The organism is Scytonema sp. PCC 10023, from assembly GCF_963920835.1.
Taxonomy (GTDB): Bacteria; Cyanobacteriota; Cyanobacteriia; order Cyanobacteriales; family Nostocaceae; genus Kalymmatonema.
Map to the genome: position 1 here is coordinate 1 of NZ_CAWUDP010000006.1, position 20,697 is coordinate 20,697.

General features: G+C 44.0%; 21 protein-coding genes and 2 pseudogenes. 10 read left to right on the top strand and 13 right to left on the bottom strand.

Annotated elements, in window-relative coordinates; all coding sequences use genetic code 11:
* The coding region (locus tag ACM0OZ_RS05425; protein ID WP_414581790.1) for a filamentous hemagglutinin N-terminal domain-containing protein at positions 1-1,380 on the bottom strand (1,380 nt) is incomplete at its 3' end.
* A 331-nt stretch (positions 1,381-1,711) separates the two neighbouring features.
* Between ACM0OZ_RS05425 and ACM0OZ_RS05430 the strand changes: the two genes are divergently transcribed.
* Complete coding sequence (locus ACM0OZ_RS05430; protein WP_414581791.1) at positions 1,712-1,837, top strand: hypothetical protein; 126 nt, start codon at positions 1,712-1,714, stop codon at positions 1,835-1,837.
* Between the two features lie 9 nt (positions 1,838-1,846).
* On the opposite strand, the gene ACM0OZ_RS05435 is transcribed toward ACM0OZ_RS05430, so the two are convergent.
* Complete coding sequence (locus tag ACM0OZ_RS05435; RefSeq protein WP_414581792.1) at positions 1,847-1,993, bottom strand: hypothetical protein; 147 nt, start codon at positions 1,991-1,993, stop codon at positions 1,847-1,849.
* A gap of 467 nt (positions 1,994-2,460) precedes the next feature.
* Positions 2,461-3,366, bottom strand: coding sequence for a carbohydrate ABC transporter permease (locus ACM0OZ_RS05440; protein ID WP_414581793.1), 906 nt, complete (start codon positions 3,364-3,366; stop codon positions 2,461-2,463).
* Between the two features lie 100 nt (positions 3,367-3,466).
* Between ACM0OZ_RS05440 and ACM0OZ_RS05445 the strand changes: the two genes are divergently transcribed.
* Positions 3,467-4,189: a DUF3891 family protein gene (locus ACM0OZ_RS05445; protein WP_414581794.1), complete on the top strand. Its 723-nt coding sequence runs from the start codon at positions 3,467-3,469 to the stop codon at positions 4,187-4,189.
* 802 nt (positions 4,190-4,991) lie between these two features.
* The gene (locus tag ACM0OZ_RS05450; RefSeq protein ID WP_414581795.1) at positions 4,992-7,118 is read left to right on the top strand and encodes an endonuclease; all 2,127 of its coding nucleotides are present in this window, start codon (positions 4,992-4,994) and stop codon (positions 7,116-7,118) included.
* A 240-nt stretch (positions 7,119-7,358) separates the two neighbouring features.
* Here ACM0OZ_RS05450 and ACM0OZ_RS05455 read toward each other — a convergent pair whose 3' ends face one another.
* On the bottom strand, positions 7,359-7,967 hold the full coding sequence (locus ACM0OZ_RS05455; protein ID WP_414581796.1) for a TetR/AcrR family transcriptional regulator: 609 nt from the start codon (positions 7,965-7,967) through the stop codon (positions 7,359-7,361).
* 622 nt (positions 7,968-8,589) lie between these two features.
* Here ACM0OZ_RS05455 and ACM0OZ_RS05460 point away from each other — a divergent pair.
* Together ACM0OZ_RS05460 and ACM0OZ_RS05465 are read left to right on the top strand one after the other, a co-directional pair.
* On the top strand, positions 8,590-9,363 hold the full coding sequence (locus ACM0OZ_RS05460; protein WP_414581797.1) for an SDR family oxidoreductase: 774 nt from the start codon (positions 8,590-8,592) through the stop codon (positions 9,361-9,363).
* A gap of 19 nt (positions 9,364-9,382) precedes the next feature.
* A complete protein-coding gene (locus ACM0OZ_RS05465; protein ID WP_414581798.1) occupies positions 9,383-9,820 on the top strand; it encodes a hypothetical protein in 438 nt (145 codons plus the stop codon).
* Between the two features lie 307 nt (positions 9,821-10,127).
* Here the strand turns inward: ACM0OZ_RS05465 and ACM0OZ_RS05470 are convergent.
* Positions 10,128-10,433, bottom strand: a pseudogene (locus ACM0OZ_RS05470) (RNA-guided endonuclease TnpB family protein); the annotation flags it as partial.
* A 356-nt stretch (positions 10,434-10,789) separates the two neighbouring features.
* Positions 10,790-10,993 (bottom strand): hypothetical protein, encoded by a 204-nt coding sequence (locus ACM0OZ_RS05475; protein WP_414581799.1) that lies wholly within the window; start codon positions 10,991-10,993, stop codon positions 10,790-10,792.
* Between ACM0OZ_RS05475 and ACM0OZ_RS05480 the strand changes: the two genes are divergently transcribed.
* Complete coding sequence (locus ACM0OZ_RS05480; protein WP_096567119.1) at positions 10,987-11,586, top strand: superoxide dismutase; 600 nt, start codon at positions 10,987-10,989, stop codon at positions 11,584-11,586. The genes ACM0OZ_RS05475 and ACM0OZ_RS05480 overlap by 7 nt on opposite strands.
* A 261-nt stretch (positions 11,587-11,847) precedes the next feature.
* Entirely contained in the window at positions 11,848-12,111 is a 264-nt protein-coding gene (locus tag ACM0OZ_RS05485) for a DUF3303 domain-containing protein (protein WP_414581921.1), read from the top strand.
* Positions 12,112-12,166: 55 nt separating this feature from the next.
* On the opposite strand, the gene ACM0OZ_RS05490 is transcribed toward ACM0OZ_RS05485, so the two are convergent.
* From ACM0OZ_RS05490 to ACM0OZ_RS05500, 3 genes are all read right to left on the bottom strand, one after another.
* Positions 12,167-12,844: a response regulator gene (locus tag ACM0OZ_RS05490; RefSeq protein ID WP_414581800.1), complete on the bottom strand. Its 678-nt coding sequence runs from the start codon at positions 12,842-12,844 to the stop codon at positions 12,167-12,169.
* A gap of 215 nt (positions 12,845-13,059) precedes the next feature.
* A complete protein-coding gene (gene era, locus ACM0OZ_RS05495) occupies positions 13,060-14,034 on the bottom strand; it encodes a GTPase Era (protein WP_414581801.1) in 975 nt (324 codons plus the stop codon).
* Positions 14,035-14,530: 496 nt separating this feature from the next.
* Positions 14,531-15,670, bottom strand: coding sequence for a succinylglutamate desuccinylase/aspartoacylase family protein (locus tag ACM0OZ_RS05500; protein ID WP_414581802.1), 1,140 nt, complete (start codon positions 15,668-15,670; stop codon positions 14,531-14,533).
* Between the two features lie 692 nt (positions 15,671-16,362).
* Between ACM0OZ_RS05500 and ACM0OZ_RS05505 the strand changes: the two genes are divergently transcribed.
* Entirely contained in the window at positions 16,363-16,824 is a 462-nt protein-coding gene (locus tag ACM0OZ_RS05505; protein WP_414581922.1) for a tetratricopeptide repeat protein, read from the top strand.
* Positions 16,770-17,147 (top strand): annotated as a pseudogene (locus ACM0OZ_RS05510) (CHAT domain-containing protein); the annotation flags it as partial. The gene ACM0OZ_RS05505 and the pseudogene ACM0OZ_RS05510, both read left to right, overlap by 55 nt.
* 220 nt (positions 17,148-17,367) lie before the next feature.
* Here the strand turns inward: ACM0OZ_RS05510 and ACM0OZ_RS05515 are convergent.
* Positions 17,368-18,006: a histidine phosphatase family protein gene (locus ACM0OZ_RS05515; protein WP_414581803.1), complete on the bottom strand. Its 639-nt coding sequence runs from the start codon at positions 18,004-18,006 to the stop codon at positions 17,368-17,370.
* Positions 18,007-18,253: 247 nt separating this feature from the next.
* Between ACM0OZ_RS05515 and ACM0OZ_RS05520 the strand changes: the two genes are divergently transcribed.
* Positions 18,254-19,654, top strand: coding sequence for a carotenoid oxygenase family protein (locus ACM0OZ_RS05520; protein WP_414581804.1), 1,401 nt, complete (start codon positions 18,254-18,256; stop codon positions 19,652-19,654).
* 134 nt (positions 19,655-19,788) lie between these two features.
* Here ACM0OZ_RS05520 and ACM0OZ_RS05525 read toward each other — a convergent pair whose 3' ends face one another.
* The 3 genes from ACM0OZ_RS05525 to ACM0OZ_RS05535 are packed head-to-tail and all read right to left on the bottom strand — an operon-like array spanning position 19,789 to position 20,685.
* Positions 19,789-20,214 carry a hypothetical protein gene (locus tag ACM0OZ_RS05525; RefSeq protein WP_414581805.1) on the bottom strand — a complete coding sequence of 142 codons (426 nt, stop codon included), beginning with the start codon at positions 20,212-20,214 and terminating at the stop codon, positions 19,789-19,791.
* 1 nt (position 20,215) lies between these two features.
* Complete coding sequence (locus ACM0OZ_RS05530) at positions 20,216-20,404, bottom strand: hypothetical protein (protein ID WP_414581806.1); 189 nt, start codon at positions 20,402-20,404, stop codon at positions 20,216-20,218.
* Positions 20,401-20,685 (bottom strand): hypothetical protein, encoded by a 285-nt coding sequence (locus tag ACM0OZ_RS05535; protein ID WP_414581807.1) that lies wholly within the window; start codon positions 20,683-20,685, stop codon positions 20,401-20,403. The genes ACM0OZ_RS05530 and ACM0OZ_RS05535 overlap by 4 nt, the downstream gene beginning before the upstream one ends.
* Positions 20,686-20,697 lie beyond the last annotated feature (12 nt).

The window sequence follows — 20,697 nt, forward strand, 5'->3', positions numbered from 1 at the left end:
TTCAACGTTTATGACTCCGCCATTACCTGCACCATAGTTATAGCTGACTAGCCCACTATTATTATTAACTTCAAAAGAATTAGCTTCAACGTTTATGACTCCGCCATTACCTGCACCATAGTTATAGCTGACTAGCCCAGTATTATTAACTTCAAAAGAATTAGCTTTAATGTTTATTGCTCCGCCATTCCCTGTAGCTGTAGAAGAGGTTTTGCTGCCTAGCCCACCGTAATCCCTGGCAACAAAAGAATTCTTAGCTATGACGGTAATGTCTCCCGCGCTTCCCGATGCTGTTGCCTGAGTTCCTCCACCACCGTTATTCTTCAACGTAATGTTGTTGGCTTCCAGCTTTATTTGTCCGCCATTGCCAGAACTGAAGCTGTTAGCGCCGATGTTGGATCTATCGAGATCGATCGCATCGCCAACAATGCTGATTTGTTGCCCATTTCTGTCGCCCAGTGTATCAGCTCGTACTATTGATTCAGAGGTTATATTGATATTTCTACCAGTAATTGCGATCGCACCACCGCCATCTCCTGTAGCACCCAGAAACGATTTCTCTGTTAACCCGATGTCTGCAAAACTGCTTGTGCCTTCATAACCCAGCTTCCAACCTTGTTCTATCGGCGCGAGATTTACGCTTCCATTGCTGCCAACACTGCCGATTTCAATACGTCCTGCTGGTGACTTGAGAATGCCACCCGAAATTGACACATTCCCTCCCACCAGTGCTAAGGTTTTCCCCTCACTCACTTCCAATCCTGGTTGGTTACTGTTAAGAAGGGGATTGGGTTGATTGGCTTTATCGTCATTATACTCGATGATATCTTCTTGATATGAAAATTCGTGCCCTAGTCCTTTGACCTGAATTTCTTTAGGATTTGAACCAAATTGCAACCCCAGTGGAACGCTGATCGTTAATAAAGGAGTGGCACCAGGATTGGTTGCGCTAAATTCCGTACCATCGGCAAACTTTAGACTGCTCGCAGTACTACCAATAAACGAGCCTCCAATATTTAACCGTGCATTCGCTCCAAAAACAATGCCATTAGGATTTATCAGGAATAGGTTAGCAGTGCCGTTCGCTCGGATTAAACCATCAATATTAGAGATTGACCCACCTGTTACACGGCTAATTATGTTCCCTATGTCAACCGTATTGTTAAAGAAAGCTTCGCTACCAATGCCTACAGAAAACTCTTTGAAGCTATGGAATAAGTTGCCACCCGCTTGAGTTCCGCCAGTGATATTTATGATATTACCAGAGGGTGTGACGATAGAATTATTCGGTAGAGTGGCATCGGGTGTAATTTGAGCCAAGGCGTAATTTGTCCAGAAAGTTGTCGCAATTCCGATGAACCAAGCCCAACGAGTATTCATCCTAAACATTGCATCCTCCAGCACCTTGATTGCAGTAACTTCAGTTAAGCATGATTATGTACAACGGTAGAAATCAAGTTTTAAGCTGTATACCTGCTTATCCGCACTCATATGCACGCTCGCGCCTGGGCAGGTGCGCGTAGATGATCTAGAAAAATTTTTCAATATAAGGTGAAAGGTGAAAGTTCGGCGATTTTTTCGGTTACGAGAGCGATCGCGCGAACGCTCTTTGCGTGTCCCAAAGGGACGAGAGTGCAGGGGAAACGAGGGCGATCGCCTGCGCAGGTGCTTTGTACATGATCTAGAAAAATTGTTCAATTTAAGGTGAAAGGTGAAAATTGGGCGATTTTTTCGGTTACGAGAGCGATCGCGCGAACGCTCTTTGCGTGTCCCAAAGGGACGAGAGTGCAGGGGAAACGAGGGCGATCGCCTACGCAGTGCTTTGTACATAATCTAGAAAAATTTTTCAATATAAGGTCAAAGGTGAAAGTTGGGCGATTTCTGAGGTTGAAAGAGCGATCGCCTTTGGCACTGCCCCTTGGGCAATCGCCCACCGCCTGAGGAAAATAAAAACCCCCTTTCGTGTGTTAAGGGGGCGACGGTGTGGTTTCATACTTCTGTAAACTGTTGATTATTAGTTGTAGACAAAGCTAACTTATGCAGTTCCCGCTACACTCTAAGCTGTTGTGCCTTTAATTTGCACAATTTGGGGGAACCGGATGCCATACGTGTCAACTTAAGGTGAAAACCAGTATAGAACAAGCTTTTAGAGATTGCCTCGTTCCCAGCCTGAGGCTGGGAATGCCTACTGGGAGGCTCTCTCTGCCTGCCTTAGTTGCGGCAGAGCCGCTTCAAGGGCATTTCCAGGTGGAACCTGGAAACGAGATTTTAGAAGGGTTTTGCCTTAAGTTGACACGCATGGCAGGATGCCCACACTACAAAAATTTGATTTACAGCTATTTTCAGGTAAATAGACCACATTTGCCGTAGGGGCACAGCATTGCTGTGCCCTTACAGTGTGGTTCAAATACGTGAAAACTGCTGTAAATATGGTATGTAAATTACAGGATTTTCAGCTTATTATGCTGTAATATTATCGCCGCCTTGTTGATTAATCATTAATCGCACAACAGATAGCCCTAAAATGATTAGGAATAGCACTAACCCAATTGTGCAAGCATAGCTAATTTCCAAATTAGTAAATGCTTGTTCATATAAATAGTAAACAATTGTTTTCGAGCTATTGCGTGGTCCGCCTTGAGTCATGATGTAAACTTCTTCAAACACTTTGGTGGCAGAAATAGCCGAAATCACAGCAACCAGAGCTATGTATGGTTTCATCAAGGGTACAGTGATATCCCAATGCTTACGGACACCGTCTGAACCATCAATTGCAGCAGCTTCGTAGATATCAGTGGGGATGGATTGCAACCCAGCTAGATAAATCACCATGTAGTATCCTAATCCTTTCCATATGGTCACAGCCATGACGCTGTACAATGCAAAGCGGGGACTTGTGAGCCAAGGAATTCCTTCAGGGAAAATACCCTTGAGCAACTGATTGAGTAAGCCATTTTCTGCATACAGCCATTTCCAGGCAATTCCTGCAACGACCATTGAAATGACTACTGGCGTGTAGTATGCAGCTCTAAACCAGTGCATTAAGCGCAGTTTCTGATTGACTAAAATTGCTAGTGCTAAGGGACCAATAACTAAAATTGGTACGACACCCACAAGGTACAGCAAGGTGTTAACCAAGGTTTGCCAAAAAACTGGATCTTTCCACAAGCGCTGGAAGTTTGCAAAACCCACCCATTGCGGCATCTGAGTCAAGTCATATTCGTAGCGGGTAAAGCTGAGGTAAAACGCTTGCAGTGCGGGCCAAAAGACGGTTAATGCTAAGATAACCATTGCCGGCAGCAAAAATAAGTAAGGAGTCAGTCGCTGTGAGATCAGAACCCAATCTTTGGCTGTCAATCTATTCATAGGATGCTTTTTTTCGTGCTGTTGACGGATGAATTGCCATCTAGGATAAGTGCAAGATCAAAGAGCAAATTAATATTACACAAGCCATTAAGCCTAATTCATGATTGCTAATTTACATGAGAAAGGATGGGAAGTTATTTACCATCGCGCCCACGCTTTACTTGCTGCTCAAATAGCGGGACATTGGCATCCAGAAAAACGCCCGCTGCGTTGGCTGGAGACAATTGCGGCAATTTCCCATCACGACGATTTGGAAAAGGAATGGGAAGGCAATCACCTCACTGAGGCTGGCGCACCGCTAGATTTTACCCTAGACAAGAAAACTGATTTAAAGAGGTTGCGGCAACTTGCACTAAATGCCCGATATCGCGGACGATGGGTAGCAATGCTGATTTCTATGCACATCAGCTTTCTTAATGAAGGTAAGCGCGGAGAATCACCAGAATTGGATAGCTTTTTAGACGAACAACTCCAGCATCAAGAGCAATGGCGAAAGGAATTGAATATTACAAAAGACGAAGCAGCGCAAGCTTATGAGTTTTTTCAATGGTGCGATCGCCTTTCACTCATCCTCTGCAACCACGTAGTACCTGTGGGTGAACGTGCCTTAGAAATTGCGACTCTGCCAGACGGCAACCGCTACGATGTGATCGAGTCTGGTGATGGGGTAACAGTAAAACCTTGGCCCTTCCTTGAAGAAAAGTTTACTGTCAATGTCGAAGCCACCTACCTACAGCAATTGAAATTTGACAGTAACGAAGAACTGACACAAGCGCTTCAGACGGCACCGATAAAAACCTTAGAGTGGACTTTTGTTCGGTAGCATTAGCAGTCATTTATAAAGTAAAGATTAAATTTTAGTAACGTACCATTTTTAATGGTGCGTTACTTTGTTTTTAACGTACTCTATGCATCAATACGCTTGGTGATAAGACCAGAATCTTTATCACGACCGCAATGTAGAGACGCGCCATGGCGCGTCTCTACAGAAAACGCGAATTCCACCAAAAATCCTTAACTGAACCCTATTACCCTATGTATTTACTCGTTTCGCCCCCAAAAAATACCTACTAGGAAAAAAGGTAAAACTAAGGTTAAATTGGGGTTTACTTACTCTTAACCTTTGATAAAAATAGGTAATCTTGTGTTGGAAGGAAGTCAAAAGATTAACTTTCTAAATCAAATTTAAGTCCAAGAAATGATAATGTGAAAGAGATTTAGGACTTATATCAACTTTACTTAATTGCTTATAAATCCCGAAGAACCCCACCCCGGTTTTGTCTTGCGCCAAAACCGCCCCTCGCCGCGATCTCGGGGAGGGGCGGCGCGGGGTGGGGTTCAGATATCACGGGAATCATAACTAATCAACCGAACCTGATATTACCCAGAAAATGTCCGAAACAACAAATTCACGTAGGGGCTATTCATGAATTCCCCCTACAAAACGTTTATTTTGCGTAAGTCCTAAGATGATCAAAAGTCACCGAACTAAGTACAGGAGTGCATAAGTCCGTAAAGATTCGAGAGTTGCTTGTAGTAAGAGTAAAGAGCGCTTATTGCCAACTTTTGTTTCTGGCACAGATAACGCTACGAATTTATAAACCTTTGTACTTAAGGATTTCTCAATGGTTCTTCCTCAGCAGGTCATTCAAGAAACCATAGAACGATATCAAACGCGTTCTGCATCTCGCGATCGCAATTTTCGTAAACTTTCAGTTGGTTCAGTTCTCAATGTAGACACACCTGAACGTGTCAACAGGCGTTTAGAGAGAATTGCTCGTAATCCAGTAGCGACTTCAATATTGTCAGCTGCCAAAATCTCTATAGATAATTTATCTACCGAGGAGTTTAATCGCATTGTCCAAGAGCGTATCCTTGGTCAAAGAGATTTAATGAGCATTTCTTACTTAGAATACGGGTTGCGGGTATCGCGGTCTATCTGTCGCATTATTTTACGTAGCCGTAGTGGGAGAGTTGTAGGCTATGGAACTGGGTGCATGGTTTCTCCTCGTCTGCTACTGACGAACAATCATGTGCTGTCTTCGATAGAAGACGCTACGTCAGCTTTGGCAGAATTTAATTATCAAAGCAGCACAGATGGACAAATGTTGCAGTCCTCTGCTTATGAATTAGATCCCATCACTTTTTTTATCACCAATAAAGACCTTGACTATAGCCTAGTTGCTGTTAAAGAAAAACCAAATGGTCTTCCGTTAAGTGAGTTTGGCTGGAATCCTTTGATTGAAGAGCAAGGCAAAGTCATATTAGGGGAATACCTTAACATCATTCAACATCCAGGAGGGGAACCGAAGCAAGTCGCCTTGAGAGAAAATCAATTAGTCGATTTGTTAGATGATTTCCTGCATTATCAAACTGACACAGCACCGGGTTCTTCTGGTTCACCTGTTTTTAATGATCAGTGGGAAGTTGTGGGACTCCATCATTCCGGAGTTCCCAAAATGGATGAGCAAGGTAACTACTTAACGATTGACGGAAGTATCTGGACTCCAGCAATGGGAGAAGATCGCATTGCTTGGGTAGCTAATGAAGGAGTTCGCGTCAGTCGAATCGTTGAAGACATTAAAAAGCAGCAAAATCTATCTCAGATTCAGCGCAATTTGCGTTCTCAATTGTTTGACGGAAGTCAGCCACCAAAGCCTGTTGTACCTATTACTAACGAGAAGCAACCGATGACTAATAGTATAAATAACGGTACTGTTACCTGGACGATTCCTCTTCAAGTCAGTGTGAACTTTGGACAAGCATCAATCGCTTCATCAACTCAACCTCCTTCAGTGACAGTGAGTCCAACTCCAGATTCACAAGTTATCAACACTCAGCAACCTGCTGCTGAACTACCAGACATTGAAGGCGATTCTGAATTACAGGCAGAACTCAGACAATTACAGCGCCTTCGTCAAGGAGAGATTTCTTACTATGATGAAGCTCAAGATAAGCGCGATCGCGATCAATACTACAGCGAAATCCTTTCAGAACTCAATTCGTTAAACAAGTCTAAATTGTATAACCGTCTACAGCAGTTACTCAAGACAACTCATAAAAAACAATTATCATATGACCCAAAACAACATTTATATCCTTGGGTAGATCTGCAACCGGATTTAAAGATTAGAAGTATTTACTCGCAACTTGAGTTTACACCAGAACAAATTATCCAAGAGGACTTGCAGATAGAAAAAATGCGGGCATCTCGTTTGCAAGAAATTATGCTGAGAGAGTCGCTCACGACAGCAAAACTTATAGAAAATGTAAATGTCCTTGAAGCAAATTTACCTTTCAACTGTGAGCATGTTGTCCCACAATCATGGTTTGACAAAGCTTCGCCTATGAGAGGCGATTTGCACCATTTATTTGCATGTGAAACACAGTGTAACTCCTTCCGAAGCAATAGCCCCTTCACTGATTTTCCTGACTTTTCAGAAGCAATCCGCAACAATTGTGGGAAATCAGAAGGTAAAAAGTTTGAACCAGGCTTTGGTAAAGGGGAAGCAGCACGGGCAACTCTTTACTTTTTGCTACGTTACCCTGGTTTCATTAATAATTCTAATCAAGAGTACAAACCAGAAAACCTGGAAATATTACTTGACTGGCATAAGAAATATCCAGTGACTGAACATGAAAAACACAGAAATATGGCGATCGCCAGTTCCCAAAAGCAAGGTAATCGCAATCCACTCATTGATTTTCCAGAGTGGGCAGAGTTAATTGATTTTCGCTTAGGTATTGGCTGAAGTATAGTTTTTTAATTAAAAAAGGAGTCAGAATTCAGGATCCTTCGTCAGAATCAATCACTTCTGTTGAAGATTTAAACCCCAACCGATTGTAGACACCGTATTAACGTTCGTTATTTAAACCCAATTGCCAAGCCAGTTGCGTGGGCGGGTTTCCCGACTTGAGCAAACTGGCGTCCACAATTCCCCATCCCGTCACAGCGCAGCTTGGCGGGATGGGGAATTGTAGAGGTCTAGGGTCTAGATAGGAAAATAACTCTGCAAATAACTCAGTGTCAATCGTTTCGTTTCCGCGACTAGACGTTGGCGGAAGGCGAGCTTTTGGTTAAGGGATAGCCACAACAGATTCCCCATTGCCTTAACCAGCACAAACCCGATCACCTCGCAATCTTCTGGAGTTAATGCCGCATTTCTTCGGGAAAAGGCTGCGCTCAAATCCTGAACCAACTGCATATCCAACGCTTGGTCAATTTCGACCAGTTCTGGCATCGTACCCTGCGCTTCCATAAAGATGGCGTGATAGCCAGGATTCTCCATGAAAAATTGATCTATGGCATTAATCAATCGATCAACGTACTCCGGCAACGGCAACGCCGCCACTTCTGGCGTATCCAAGAACTCCGTCAAATGCTTGCGCAATCGCATTGTATGTTGCATGGCCAACGCCTGCAAAATTGCAGCTTTATCCGGGAAAAACTGGTAGAGCGACCCGATCGGCACCTGCGCCTGCGCCGCGATCGCATTTGTTGTTGTCGCACTATACCCCTCCGTCACAAACAGCGCTTGTGCCACCTCCAGGATACGGTTGACCCGCTCCTGACTGAGCGCTTGACGGGGTTTACGGTGCAAACCCCTTACGACCCAAACATGGCATTCAAGTGGTGCTGAAAAAAGTGTACACCAAGTCAATTCGCAAATGCTCGACTGTTGTCGCTGATTTTATATCGAACGTTTGAATTAAAAAAGCCACAGGCAACAGGCAACAGCTTCTTTGAGGTGGGGATTTAAACCCCACCTCAAAGAAAGCGACTGGTAAGTCGCTTTCTTTGATCCCATCCGGGAATAGGGAACAGGAAACTGTTCCCCGTTCCCTGTTCCCTATTCCCTTCTTAGATAAAAAAATCATTTTTGGAGAACGCTGATGAAAAACCCTGTATGATCCAATTTAGCTACGTGAACTGGCATTTTTTCTGCGTTACCATTTTTCTATCTGGGGCGCGTAGCGCGATCGCACCGTTCAAGCTAGTTTTTTCATTATCGCACCTGTAAACGTTTAGTTTATATACTGGTGTCAGCTACGCTATATCTGCCCCAAGTACAAAGAAGTAGCAAATTACCAAACCTAAGCAGGATAATAGTTTCAGCCTTAATTTCCGGATGTGCAGGTATCTCGGTTTGATGCCTTATTGATTTCATTCACAGGTGTTGCGCTTAAATCCTTACTCCCACCTCAGCAAAAGGAGGTTTTGGAATGAATACATCAAAAATTTTGGTGACAGGAGGGACAGGTTCACTGGGTTCGCTGGTGGTCGATCGCCTGCGAACTGTTGGTTGCGACTTGCATACCCTCAGCCGTAGTGGACGCCCTGGCACAGTTCAAGGAGACTTGTTAACTGGTGAAGGGATAGAGCAGGCAGTAAAAGGTATTGATGTCATTGTTCATTGCGCTTCAAGCCCCAGCAATCCGCGCCAAGTCGATGTGGAAGGGACGAAACGCTTACTTCAGGCAGCAGAACGGGCAGATGTTTCCCACATCATTTTTGTCTCGATCGTTGGTGTCGATCGCAACCCCTTCTATCCTTACTATGGAATGAAGCTTGAAGTTGAACAGATGATTGAACAGGCTTCTATTCCATGGACAATCCTCAGAGCCACGCAATTTCAGGAATTTGTGTTCAAGGTCATTCAATTCCTTGATCGTCTCCCCGTCATGATGATGCCCAAAGGATTTCTGCTTCAGCCTATCCAAACTGGAGAAGTTGCCGATCGCCTGGTTGAACTGGCTCTTTCAGCACCCGGTGGGCGTGTTCCAGATGTAGGTGGACCAGAAGTTTGGACAGCCGCAGAGCTTGCCAGAGCATACTTTCAAGCAACTGGGCGAAAACGGAGAATCGTGGAAGTTCCAATTCCTGGCAAGATTGCGCAAGCGTTCCGTGCAGGAGCGCAGCTATGCCCCGACCAAAAGTACGGCAAAATTCGCTGGGATGAGTTCTTGAGTCAAAGGCTCCATTTAGAAAAGAACTGACAACAAAGGAAAAATGTTTATGAGCAGCAAATCCCTTGAATATCTGGTAGCTGGAGGTTGGCTCCGGCTGGGCTTATTGCTCTTGGCGGCAATTTCCCTAAGCATTGGCTTCTGGGCTTTATTAGCTCCCTACCACTTTTACGATATCTTCCCGCTCTCCGGCAGACATTGGGTTTCTATCTTAGGTCCCTACAACGAACACTTGGTTCGGGACTATGGAGCGACCAATCTTGCCCTTGGCGTGCTGCTGGTCGCGACAGCAGTATTGCTCGAACGGCATCTAACCCAGGTTGCACTGGTTAGCTGGCTTGTCTTCGCAGTACCGCACTTCTTGTTCCACCTCACGCAAACCCACCATTTCCTGCTATTCGATAATTTGACGCAGCTTGGCTCATTAGGATTTGTGGTTCTGCTCCCGATCGTCTTACTCTTCTTTGTGGTAACGCAGAAGGGTTGACGAAGGTAATCTTTCTATGCATGATGCTGAAGCGTCAGTATCAAAGGACGGAGCCGTTCTTACAGGAGGCATGGAAAGAGTTTCAAACAAACTGCGAGCAAGTAACCGCGTGTGAAAGCAGGTTGTGTCATTCACCCTTAGAGCAGTTCTCCCGGTTAGGGTAAAAACGTTAGCCAGATAGTCATTAAGGACGAAAAGCTAACGCCACCTTTGCCCGAATTCCCTAACTAGAAGTTAGGGGAGTGGCTCAATTTTGAATAACAAGTATTTGAACCTTACAGTAGTGTTGAGTAGAGACGCCCTGCTAGGGCGTCTCTACAGACTCACCATCAGAAGTTGTTAAAAACTCCTTCAAACCCATATCAATCCCCGTTATTGATTGAGGATTAATATCAGGCTTAATTGTAGGAACTGTTGCATCTTCTAAACTGAGAGTTACATAGTATCCGTCAGCTTTTTTCGTGACAGATGCGGTTTTGATTTTAAATCCCTCAGGTATAGGACGGTGCAGGATTAACTTGATATTGCCTAACTTTGGCAAATTAATCAAGTTACCTTGCACACATCCGTCCTTGATTTGTGGATAGGTAAAAGTCGGATAGCGCTCACGAGACTAAAAAAGTAGAAATTTTATAAAGTCTTGATTGAAATAAAAAGCTTGTTATAGGAATCCTATTTCATTTATAAAAATTGACTACCTTTCAAATCCCCGACTTCGTAAGAGTGGTCGGGGATCTTGTTTTTCACGAATCATTTAGGATTGCTATATATACGTAAAATTACTTTACTTTATGTTTAGTATCGATAATTTCCCCTTGCCCTTTTTGTCAAGCTAGGTTAATGCGGCTGATTTAGAGCATGAGATAAAGGGAATTGCTATAAAAAATAGCCGTATGAGTAGTCAAAGTTCATTGATCAGTGCTAATTCCTGAGCAATGAATGTTAAAAAGTTCCGCTTGTCGTTTTTACTCAAGACTCTAGACTGTGTCCTAATGAACATATCCCAGTTGTTGACGAGGCAATGAAAGCGACATTTGCTAGTACAATCGGATTGTTAAGTTTTATATTGCAGTGCCAAGCAGCAAGAACTGCCAAGCACAAATCTGTCATTTCCAGAGCTACCACATAAGCTCTAAACTGGATACGGTAAAGAGAGGATTTACACAATGGCATTTGAACTTCCCCCATTACCATACGACTACAACGCTCTAGAGCCATTCATCTCGGCTCAGACCCTACAGTTCCATCACGACAAGCACCACGCTGGTTACGTTACCAACCTTAACAAGCTTGTCGAGGGTACAGAACTTGCTAACAAGTCACTGGAAGAAGTCATATTGGCAACTGCTAATGACTCGTCTAAAGCTGGTATATTCAACAATGCTGCGCAAGTGTGGAACCACACCTTCTACTGGCATGTTTTGAAGAAAGACGGTGGCAGTCCTTCTGGGGAATTAGCCGAAAAAATCAATGCTTCGTTCGGTAGCTTGGATGAATTCAAAAAACAATTCAAAGAAGCCGGAGCAACCCAGTTTGGCAGTGGTTACGCTTGGCTGGTGGTAGAGAACGGTGAACTCAAGGTTGTGAAAACACCCAATGCTGCTAACCCTATCACCAGCGGTCAAACTCCTTTGTTAACTGCTGATGTGTGGGAACACGCATACTATCTGGATTACCAAAATCGTCGTCCAGACTACCTGCAAACTTTTGTAGACCAGTTGATTAACTGGGACTTTGTTGCTGAACAGTACGCTAAAGCTAAATAAGCAGCCATAACTTGTTTGCGAATAAATTCTCTTCCATAGCTTAATTCTGTTTTAACTCAAATCTTGCACCCAACAAGAGCCAGAGGCTCTAATATCTCGTTACCAGGTTGAACCTGGTAACGAGGGTTTGGAGGCTTCGTCGACTGAGTGTTGCAACTCTTGCAAGATCTCAGTTTTAACTAACTCAAGCGATAAGCCAGGAACCCATGTTCCTGGCTTTTTTTGAAAACAACTAATTACAAAGGAGGCGGAATGCTGTTCATGGTCATCGAGCATTTTAAGAACCGTGATGCCGTGCCGATTTATCGCCGGTTCCGGGAGCAAGGGCGGATGATGCCTGAGGGTTTGAATTACGTTGGCAGTTGGGTTGAAGCTAACTTCGACCGCTGCTTCCAACTGATGGAATGCGATGACCTGCGCTTGTTGCAGCAGTGGGTGTTACAGTGGCAAGACCTAGGCGAATTCGAGATCGTACCTGTAGTCCCGTCGAAAGAGACAATGGAGACGATTACCCCACTGCTTTGATTACCTTTTTATCCCATGAGAAATACATTTAGGACTTAGGGTGGGCATTTGCTTTTCACACCAACCCAGAACGCAATGCAACAACTGCTGCTTGCACGCGGTCATCAACAGATAATTTGTTCATAATCCCGCGCACATGAGTTTTGACAGTGTTGGGACTCAAATAAAGCTTTTGTGCAATTTCTGGGTTACTCAAGCCTTCTACCATCAGTCTCAACACTTCTAACTCTCGCTGAGATAAATTGGCTGCGTTTCCACTAGGAGAAGGTGGTTTGAGATTGTCAATGACTCGCCTTGCAATTTGGGGATCAAGATAGGTTGCACCTTCAACTGCGGCGGCGATCGCACTCAAAAGTCGTTCTACACTCGCTCCTTTGATACAATACGCGTCCGCACCACTCGAAAGCGCTGCAATAATTTCGGTATCAGTTTGATGAGATGTCAGCATCACGACATGAGTTTCTGGCAAAGCTGCCTTAATTTGCTGTGTTGCAGCTATCCCATCCAACCGGGGTAAACCAATATCCATCACCACCAAATCGGGTTTCAGTTTGAGTGCTGTTTGCACACCTAAGTAACCATCTTCCGCTTGTCCGACAATCTCCAACTGCGGATGAGCCATTAATGACTGTTCTAACCCCAGTTGCATCATCGGATCATCTTCTACAATTAAAATCCGCAGCACAGAAACATTGGCTGGTAGATTTAAGCGAAAATTATTATCCTGAGACATTTTCTATCAATTTTTAATTTTAAATTTAGTTTTCTGTAATGTGGGCATTGCCTACTAATATCTCAAATGTCTATCACATAAGCTTTTATAGTTCCTGACAAAGATGTAGAGACGCCCCATGGCGCGTCTCTACAAAAATGTACAGACGCGACGCCAGAGCCGGCACGAGGGAGGTCCTCCTGCATAGCGCTGGCTCGCCATGGCGCGTCTCTTTTTTATTCTTCCACGCGATATCCCAACTCTGCTAAACGTGTCCGAGACTGACGCCATTTTGGTTGCACTTTGACGAACAGTTCCAAATAAACTTTTCCAGCAATTAACTTTTGGATTTGTTCCCGCGCTGCACTACCAATGGCTTTTAACATTCCTCCACCTTTACCGATGAGAATTCCTTTTTGGGAATCGCGCTCAACATGTATGGTAGCAAGGACACGGGTAAGAGCTGGTGTTTCTTCCACCAAGTCAATGGCGATCGCTACTGAATGAGGAACTTCTTCACGAGTCAACAGCAAAATCTGTTCGCGAATCAATTCGCCCATAATAAAGCGTTCTGGTTGGTCCGTGACTAAATCAGGTGGATAGTAGTATGGTCCAGTTTCTAACTGTTCAATCAATAACTGTTGTAGATCGGGTAATCCTACACCAGTTTTGGCAGAAAATTTTACCGTTTCCCACTGATATGACTTTGCCAGTTGAATGTAGCTATCATCGATTGTCTGAGAATCTTGGAGTTGTTGGTCGATTTTGTTTAAGCCCAAAATTACTGGTGTTGGGCTGTTAGTGAGTAAATCGGCAATAAAGCGATCGCCTGTACCACAAGCAATCGATCCATCCACCACAAACAACACCACATCCACTGATTCAATCGCTATTTTGGCATTTTGCACCAGCACTTGCCCCAATTGATGATGGGGTTTATGAATTCCTGGGGTATCTACAAAAATCAGCTGCGCTTCTGGAGTGGTTAAAATTCCTCGTAACCGATTGCGCGTCGTTTGTGCTACTGGTGATGTGATGGCAATTTTTTGTCCTACTAATTCATTCATCAACGTAGATTTACCGACATTTGGACGACCAACAATGCCGATAAAACCTGACCTGAATTCAGGAGGAGCCTGTGGAATCATCACTTCTCCTGACATAGAGAAGATGTCATATTGACTACTATTTACCTGTGGCTCCACCGTCATATTTTAGATTTAGAATTACTGAGTTTTCTGTGCAAACACAAAACAAACATGAAATCACCCTGGAATTTCTAGCAATTGCTTTAACTTAAGTTTAAGTTACTATTAATTATAGGACTTACGCATAGTCTACGAATTCTTGGCGTTCTTGGCGTCTTGGCGGTTCGATAAATTGGGCTTTTTGGCATTTTTGCGTAAGTCCTGAATTATCTAAGTAGATAGGTAGAAATAAACTGAACAATGTTAAAAAATGTAAAACCCTCGAAAATCCTCACCAATGAACGCCACATACCTACGGAGGGAAACCCTCCTGCAGTACTGGCTCCTAATGACTAATGACTAATGACTGCCGAAACTCGTTAACTTTATTTGTACCGACCTACTTATCACTACCTACTAGGTATAGCAAAAAGCAAAATATTATAATTATCTCCAATGGAGGAGCCTTGGTTTAGGCACACCCTTATGATATTCATTCCTAGGCTGAAACCGTAACAGACTACTCAATAATTCCTAGTACCAACTCGCCTTCGTTTACCGCCTGATTGGCAGAAATATCATAAACTAATCCATCTTGTTCTGCATTGACATCAATCACAGTAGGTAACTTACCTTCTTTATTAAAATTCAAAATTTGATAAAGTCGTTCTCCAGCTTTTACTGAACTTCCCAATTCTACTCTTGATTGAATCATTCCACCTGTTGGAGCGTAATATTTTTTCATCTGAGTTCTTGATTTCAAAAGCATCTGATAAGATGCGCTTTCTTTGAGAGGAAACCCAGAGATTTGCAAAACTCCTTTGTGTGCTAAATAGTTTTTCAGACCTCGAAGACCTTTCTCCACTGAATCTGGGTTCATTTGCATTCCCGTACCAAGTTCGAGTGTCCAAGCCTCTATATCAAACCTAATTTCTCTACCAAGCTGTTTGAAATAGTCTTCCAAAGCTAACCAAGGTTGGATAAAGGTTTTATCAAAAGCATCTTCTTCACATTTATCAAATTCAACAAATTGAATTCCAAATGGAAGTAAGAAATAGTTTGCACTTTCTTCTCTATTACGAAAGAGATAAAGGTAGTTTAATGCTTGATTAGTGTAACTGTGTAAGTCAATCAAATAATCTGCATCTAAACAAAGAGATTGCAGTTTGTACCTAAAGCGTTCAGTGTAAGGAACTCCACTGGAGGAGTTAATTTTTTCTAAATTTTTGGCAAAACTTTGCTGAATTTGAGTGAGATAGTTTTTTCTGACAAGTTCTGGTTCAAATGTAATTTGAGATTTAGCAAACGCCAATAAATCATCAGCATGTTTTTCGTAGTCCCAAAATATGCGGTTCCAATCTTTTCCTTCATAACTACAGAATCGTCCAGAGGAAAAAATGTGCGATCGCTGATTAGTGCTGATTGGGTTACAAACAGGAACTAACCAAATTTCTCCAGACAAATCTGTCTCATTGATTGTCTGCAAAAACTCAATGAGTTGGTGAATAACAGCATTACCAGCGATTTCAGCACCGTGCAAATTAGATTGGATATAAACTTTTTTGCCCGGTTGAGCGCCAACAAATTTGTAGACTTGCAGGGATAAGATATCGCCTGAAGCCATGTGGCGCAGTGGAATGGTAGAAATAGTGGGGAGCATGGTAAAAATTGCTTTGCTGAGATATTGCACCTGTATTATCACCCGTCAGGGGTTATAAACCCCTGGCTAATAGCGCTCATTCCTCTGAAGAGGACTAAATACTTGCAAAATTAGGGTTTTAGTCCATTTTAAGCCATCTGCAAAAACCAACGCGAAACCTAACCCCCCAGCCTCCTTCCCTATCAGGGAAGCTATCGTGTACACACAAATTATTTAATCATCCCAAATCCCGTTTTGTAGGGTGTGTTATGCCGCAGGCTAACGCACCATCCAAGATTTTTGGTGCGTTAGGACTAATGTCCATAACGCACCCTACTAGATGAAAGCCAATGTGGATCAGGTTTTCCCACTTGTGTGTACACCGTAGATCAGGGAAGGGGGAGAATTTAAAGCCTCTCAAAAGCAGGAGAGAGGAATGGAAGCGAGGTTCGACCGATACCGTGAAAAGTCAGTTCAGCCATAAGTTAGGAACTTAAGTTCCACAGCTTCTTTTGCCAAACTTGCGTAATTTATTCAAAAAACCACAGATATAAAAGTAAGACAGTCATCATGTAGTTGCAACATTAAGGAATACTGCGGTGCATCACCTTTCCTTCGCTTTACTCAAAAACAGGCTTCATGGCTTCACCTTGCTGAGTGCGACTGTGCTAGTGTCTTTAACTGCGATACCACTGACTGAAACTAATTTGGGGATGGTGACTGCATCGGCACAAGCGCAAACGACACAAGAACGGAATGCTGAGGCGTGGCGGCTATACCAAGTAGGTGAAGAGCAGTATAAGCAAAGTCAGTTTCGAGAAGCGTTAGAGACGTTTCAAGAGGTTTTAGTGATTGTCAGAGAAATTGGGCAGCGTAAAGGTGAAGGTACGACCCTTTACTACATTGGGTTAGTTTACGACAAGCTGGGTCAGTACGCGAAAGCCTTAGAGTTTTATACTCAAGCATTACCCATTGCCAAACAAATCGGCAACAAGGCGGGGGAAGGTTCGACCCTTAATGACATTGGGTTAGTTTACTACAAGCTGGGTCAGTACGCGAAAGCCTTAGAGTTTTATACTCAAGCATTACCCATTGCCAAACAAATCGGCAACAAGGCTTGGGCGTACCGGGAGCGATTGCCCTTGCTCCCTCTGGTCAAGATGATGGGTTGCTGACAAGCAGTGAAATTTTCGACATGAAACTTGATGCTGATTTAGTAGTTTTGAGTGCTTGCGATACTGGCAGAGGGGACATCAAAAGCGATGGTGTTATCGGTTTGTCTCGCTCTTTGATTACTGCGGGCGCACCCAGTATTATCGTATCTTTATGGGCAGTGTCGGATGATTCTACAGCAATGCTGATGACGGAGTTTTATCAAAATCTGCGGCGAAACCCAGATAAAGCTGTTGCATTGCGAAACGCTATGCTGTCAACAATGAAAAAGCATTACCATCCTCGGGACTGGGCAGCGTTTACCCTCATTGGCGAAGCTGAGTGAATTAGGGCGGGCGAGACGCTCACCCCACAATAATATAGCGATTTTCGTTTGGATGCAGTACGCTTTAACCCCACCCCTTAATCCCCTCCCCGCAAGCGGGGAGGGGAGGTTTTGGCGCAAGACAAAACCGGGGTGGGGTTCCGAATGTCTTGCAACGAAGTGAGCAGCGCTATATTCAGTCTTTTCTTGTGGGGCAGGCATCTTGCCTGCCATATCTCAGTTAAGTCCCAGGTAAATTACGCAACCGCTCATTAAAATGAGTACGGTCAGCCAACGCCTTTAATAAAGGACCATGTGAGCCAAATTCTACAACACTGACAGACCCAACTGGGCATCCCAATCGGTAGCGAAAGCGTCCCACATCAATTCCCAACAAACTGCACAGCATAATTCTAATAGTTGCTTTGTGGGAAACAATTAAAACATTGCCACTACTGTAAAGTTGCTTGATTTCTTCAATAACCTGGGTAGCACGAGATGCGATCGCAACTGCCATTTCCCCGCCCGTTGGCGCATACCAAGCCGGATCTGCTAACCAGCGAATATAATCATCATGAAATTCTAGGTTCACCGTCTCAGGTGTTTTGCCTTCCCATTTGCCATAGTTGATTTCCTTCAAGCCATCCCGCAGTTGTGGTTGCATTTCTATTGCTTCACACAAAGGTTTTGCTGTGGCGAGCGTTCGTCCCATAGGACTGCAAAAAATTGCCTTCCAAGGAGTAGAACTGTATGCAGCAGCAAAAGCCTTAGCCATTTCCAAGCCATCTGGCGTAAGTTCTGGATCTATCGAACCACAGAAGAAATTATTACGGCTGTATTGTGTCTGTCCATGACGGAGGAAATAAAGAGTTAGACTCATAGCTATTGAGATTTTAGATTACTCACTGGTCACTAGTCATTGTCATTGTAGAGACGCGCTGAATGAAAGCGTCTCTACATCTTTGTCATCTGTCAAGAGTTATTTCTTTGCCTACCACACACGTCGTGCTTGTACTCCCATGTACTATTGGCAGTTTCAAATTCCTGGAAATGTTATCTATAGTAAGGGCTATGGCTAATATAACGAAGTGCCGATAATATAGTCATTTCAGCTTCGGACAGGAATCATGGCAACAACAAAAGTCAATCCTTATCTTGATGGTAATTTTGCGCCAGTGGATGAAGAAATCACCGCTAACACTCTGCAAGTCATAGGTGAACTACCTCCCGACTTATCAGGAATGTTCGTGCGCAATGGTCCTAATCCCCAATGGACACCCATCGGAAAGTATCATTGGTTTGATGGAGATGGAATGTTGCATGGGGTACGAATTAGCAACGGCAAAGCCACCTATCGCAACCGTTATGTGCGGACAAAAGCCTGGAAAATCGAGAACGAAGTGGGTAAAGCTGTTTGGACTGGCTTACTAGAACCGCCCAAAAAGAACAGTCTTCCCAAACCAATCAAGAATCCGGCTAACACAGCTCTTGTATGGCATGCAGGTCAACTCTTAGCGCTGTGGGAGGGGGGCGCGCCTCACGCAATTAGGGTTCCTGAGTTAAAGACAATTGGTGAATATACCTACAATGGCAAGCTGGTTTCAGCGGTGACTGCTCATCCCAAGGTAGATCCAGTGACGGGTGAGATGATGTTGTTTGGTTACGGTTTTACACCACCATACGTGCAATACAGCGTTGTTTCACCAGAAGGCGAACTTTTGCAGACGGAACCTATTGACATACCAACGGCGGTGATGATGCACGATTTTGCCATCACTGAAGACTACACAATTTTTATGGATTTACCCCTGACTTTCAGTAAGGAAAGGATGAAACGGGGCGAACCAATGATGAAGTTTGAGCGCGACAAACCCAGTCGCTTTGGTATTGTTCCCCGTTACGGTAATAACAGTAACATTCTCTGGTTTGAGAGCCCTGCTTGCTATATCTTCCACACTCTCAATGCCTACGAAGAAGGAGACGAGGTCGTGCTGATTGCTTGTCGCATGAATTCTACCACTGTTTTGGATGTGCCGCAAGACACACACACTGATTCGGAAGGAGATATCCCCCGCTTGCATCGTTGGCGGTTTAACGTGAAAACGGGCAAAGTCAGCGAAGAGATGCTGGATGATATCGCCTCCGAATTTCCCCGTATCAATGAAAATCTGTTAGGACAAAAAACCCGATACGGATACACTGCTAAAGCGGCAAAAGGTTCCATGCCTTTGTTCGAGGGTATCATTAAGTACGACCTCAGCACTGACAAGTCCCAAACCCATGAATTTGGAAGGGGACGTTATGGCGGTGAAGCTGTATTTGTACCGCGTCCTGGTGCAACAGCGGAAGATGATGGCTGGCTGGTGACTTTTGTTTACGATACCGTAGAGGAAACTTCTGAACTGGTGGTGGTTAATGCTCAGGATATCACAGGTGAACCAGTGGCGCGGGTGTTAATTCCCCAGCGAGTACCATATGGGTTCCACGGTGCTTGGGTTTCTGAGGAACAGTTGAAAGCTTCTGTGTAGATTTATACTCAACTGCCTTCATGCGTATCACCTCACCCCCATCCCCTCTCCGAACCTGCGGAGAGGGGTGCCCGTGAGGGCGGGGTGGGGTTTTGCTAATACGATAAGTAAACAAACTTCAATCACCCCACTCCCTAGTTATTATCAGCCTGAGTATATTCGCAAAAAATATTGAGTCCGATTTTGACAATATATAAAACAATAATAGTGGCGATCGCTGGGTCAATTGGCAACCCGTGTGCTCCTGCTATACCTACAAGCGAGACAATTAACCCCGTCAACAAAGGCGCACTACCTGGGTTATTAGTGTATTCTTTTACCTTGCTGCGAAAACCACCGTCACCGCAGAGTTCCTTGCGAAGTTCACCAAGCGTGACTTGCCAAAGAGATTTTTTGCCATAAGTTGGAATGCCGTTTTTCTGTTCCCACAGCTCATCAAAACTGGCATCAAGGCTACCGTTGTTTTTTTCTAAGATAGCCAACGCCTCAATTGCAGGGCTGTAATCCTGTAACAATTGCCGCTTTTCCTTGATTTCGCTGCTGGTGAGTTGGGTTTCCATATTATTGATATCGAATACAGTTAAATGAAGATAGTATCTCTCGTTCTCTCGTTCCTATGCTCTGCATGGGAATGCCTAATAGGAGGCTCTGCCTCCCAATCAGTACTAAAACTTGTTCGCTCGCCTCCAAGAAAGGCTCACGTTCAAGAGCATCATCTAGAATGATGTTTGTATCTAGCAGGACTTTCACAAGTTATGTTTTTCCTTTAAATACTCCCACTTAGCCTGCTCTGGATCAAAGTCAGGTGGAACGGGAGGAGCATTTTCAAATAAACCCTCAAATGCTTTCACTCTTGACTTTCTCTTGGGTGTTTCTGGCTGTGACTCGGTTTCTGGAACTGTGGAATTAGCAGCCGTTTCAACTGCCTGCAAGACAATCACTTCCACATCTCCGGGTGGGATTTGAACGGGTTCGGTAATCACCAAGTTACCTGCTGTATCGACTTTACCCTTGAGTTTGTAAGCTTGCATAATATTTCTCCT

Excerpts from the sequence above, each read along its gene's own strand:
- ACM0OZ_RS05435 (WP_414581792.1), bottom strand. The coding sequence starts at position 1,993 with ATGAAACCACACCGTCGCCCCCTTAACACACGAAAGGGGGTTTTTATT.
- ACM0OZ_RS05440 (WP_414581793.1), bottom strand. The coding sequence starts at position 3,366 with ATGAATAGATTGACAGCCAAAGATTGGGTTCTGATCTCACAGCGACTG.
- ACM0OZ_RS05445 (WP_414581794.1), top strand. The coding sequence starts at position 3,467 with ATGATTGCTAATTTACATGAGAAAGGATGGGAAGTTATTTACCATCGC.
- ACM0OZ_RS05450 (WP_414581795.1), top strand. The coding sequence starts at position 4,992 with ATGGTTCTTCCTCAGCAGGTCATTCAAGAAACCATAGAACGATATCAA.
- ACM0OZ_RS05460 (WP_414581797.1), top strand. The coding sequence starts at position 8,590 with ATGAATACATCAAAAATTTTGGTGACAGGAGGGACAGGTTCACTGGGT.
- ACM0OZ_RS05465 (WP_414581798.1), top strand. The coding sequence starts at position 9,383 with ATGAGCAGCAAATCCCTTGAATATCTGGTAGCTGGAGGTTGGCTCCGG.
- ACM0OZ_RS05480 (WP_096567119.1), top strand. The coding sequence starts at position 10,987 with ATGGCATTTGAACTTCCCCCATTACCATACGACTACAACGCTCTAGAG.
- ACM0OZ_RS05475 (WP_414581799.1), bottom strand. The coding sequence starts at position 10,993 with ATGCCATTGTGTAAATCCTCTCTTTACCGTATCCAGTTTAGAGCTTAT.
- ACM0OZ_RS05485 (WP_414581921.1), top strand. The coding sequence starts at position 11,848 with ATGGTCATCGAGCATTTTAAGAACCGTGATGCCGTGCCGATTTATCGC.
- ACM0OZ_RS05490 (WP_414581800.1), bottom strand. The coding sequence starts at position 12,844 with ATGTCTCAGGATAATAATTTTCGCTTAAATCTACCAGCCAATGTTTCT.
- era (WP_414581801.1), bottom strand. The coding sequence starts at position 14,034 with ATGACGGTGGAGCCACAGGTAAATAGTAGTCAATATGACATCTTCTCT.
- ACM0OZ_RS05500 (WP_414581802.1), bottom strand. The coding sequence starts at position 15,670 with ATGCTCCCCACTATTTCTACCATTCCACTGCGCCACATGGCTTCAGGC.
- ACM0OZ_RS05505 (WP_414581922.1), top strand. The coding sequence starts at position 16,363 with ATGGTGACTGCATCGGCACAAGCGCAAACGACACAAGAACGGAATGCT.
- ACM0OZ_RS05515 (WP_414581803.1), bottom strand. The coding sequence starts at position 18,006 with ATGAGTCTAACTCTTTATTTCCTCCGTCATGGACAGACACAATACAGC.
- ACM0OZ_RS05520 (WP_414581804.1), top strand. The coding sequence starts at position 18,254 with ATGGCAACAACAAAAGTCAATCCTTATCTTGATGGTAATTTTGCGCCA.
- ACM0OZ_RS05525 (WP_414581805.1), bottom strand. The coding sequence starts at position 20,214 with ATGGAAACCCAACTCACCAGCAGCGAAATCAAGGAAAAGCGGCAATTG.
- ACM0OZ_RS05535 (WP_414581807.1), bottom strand. The coding sequence starts at position 20,685 with ATGCAAGCTTACAAACTCAAGGGTAAAGTCGATACAGCAGGTAACTTG.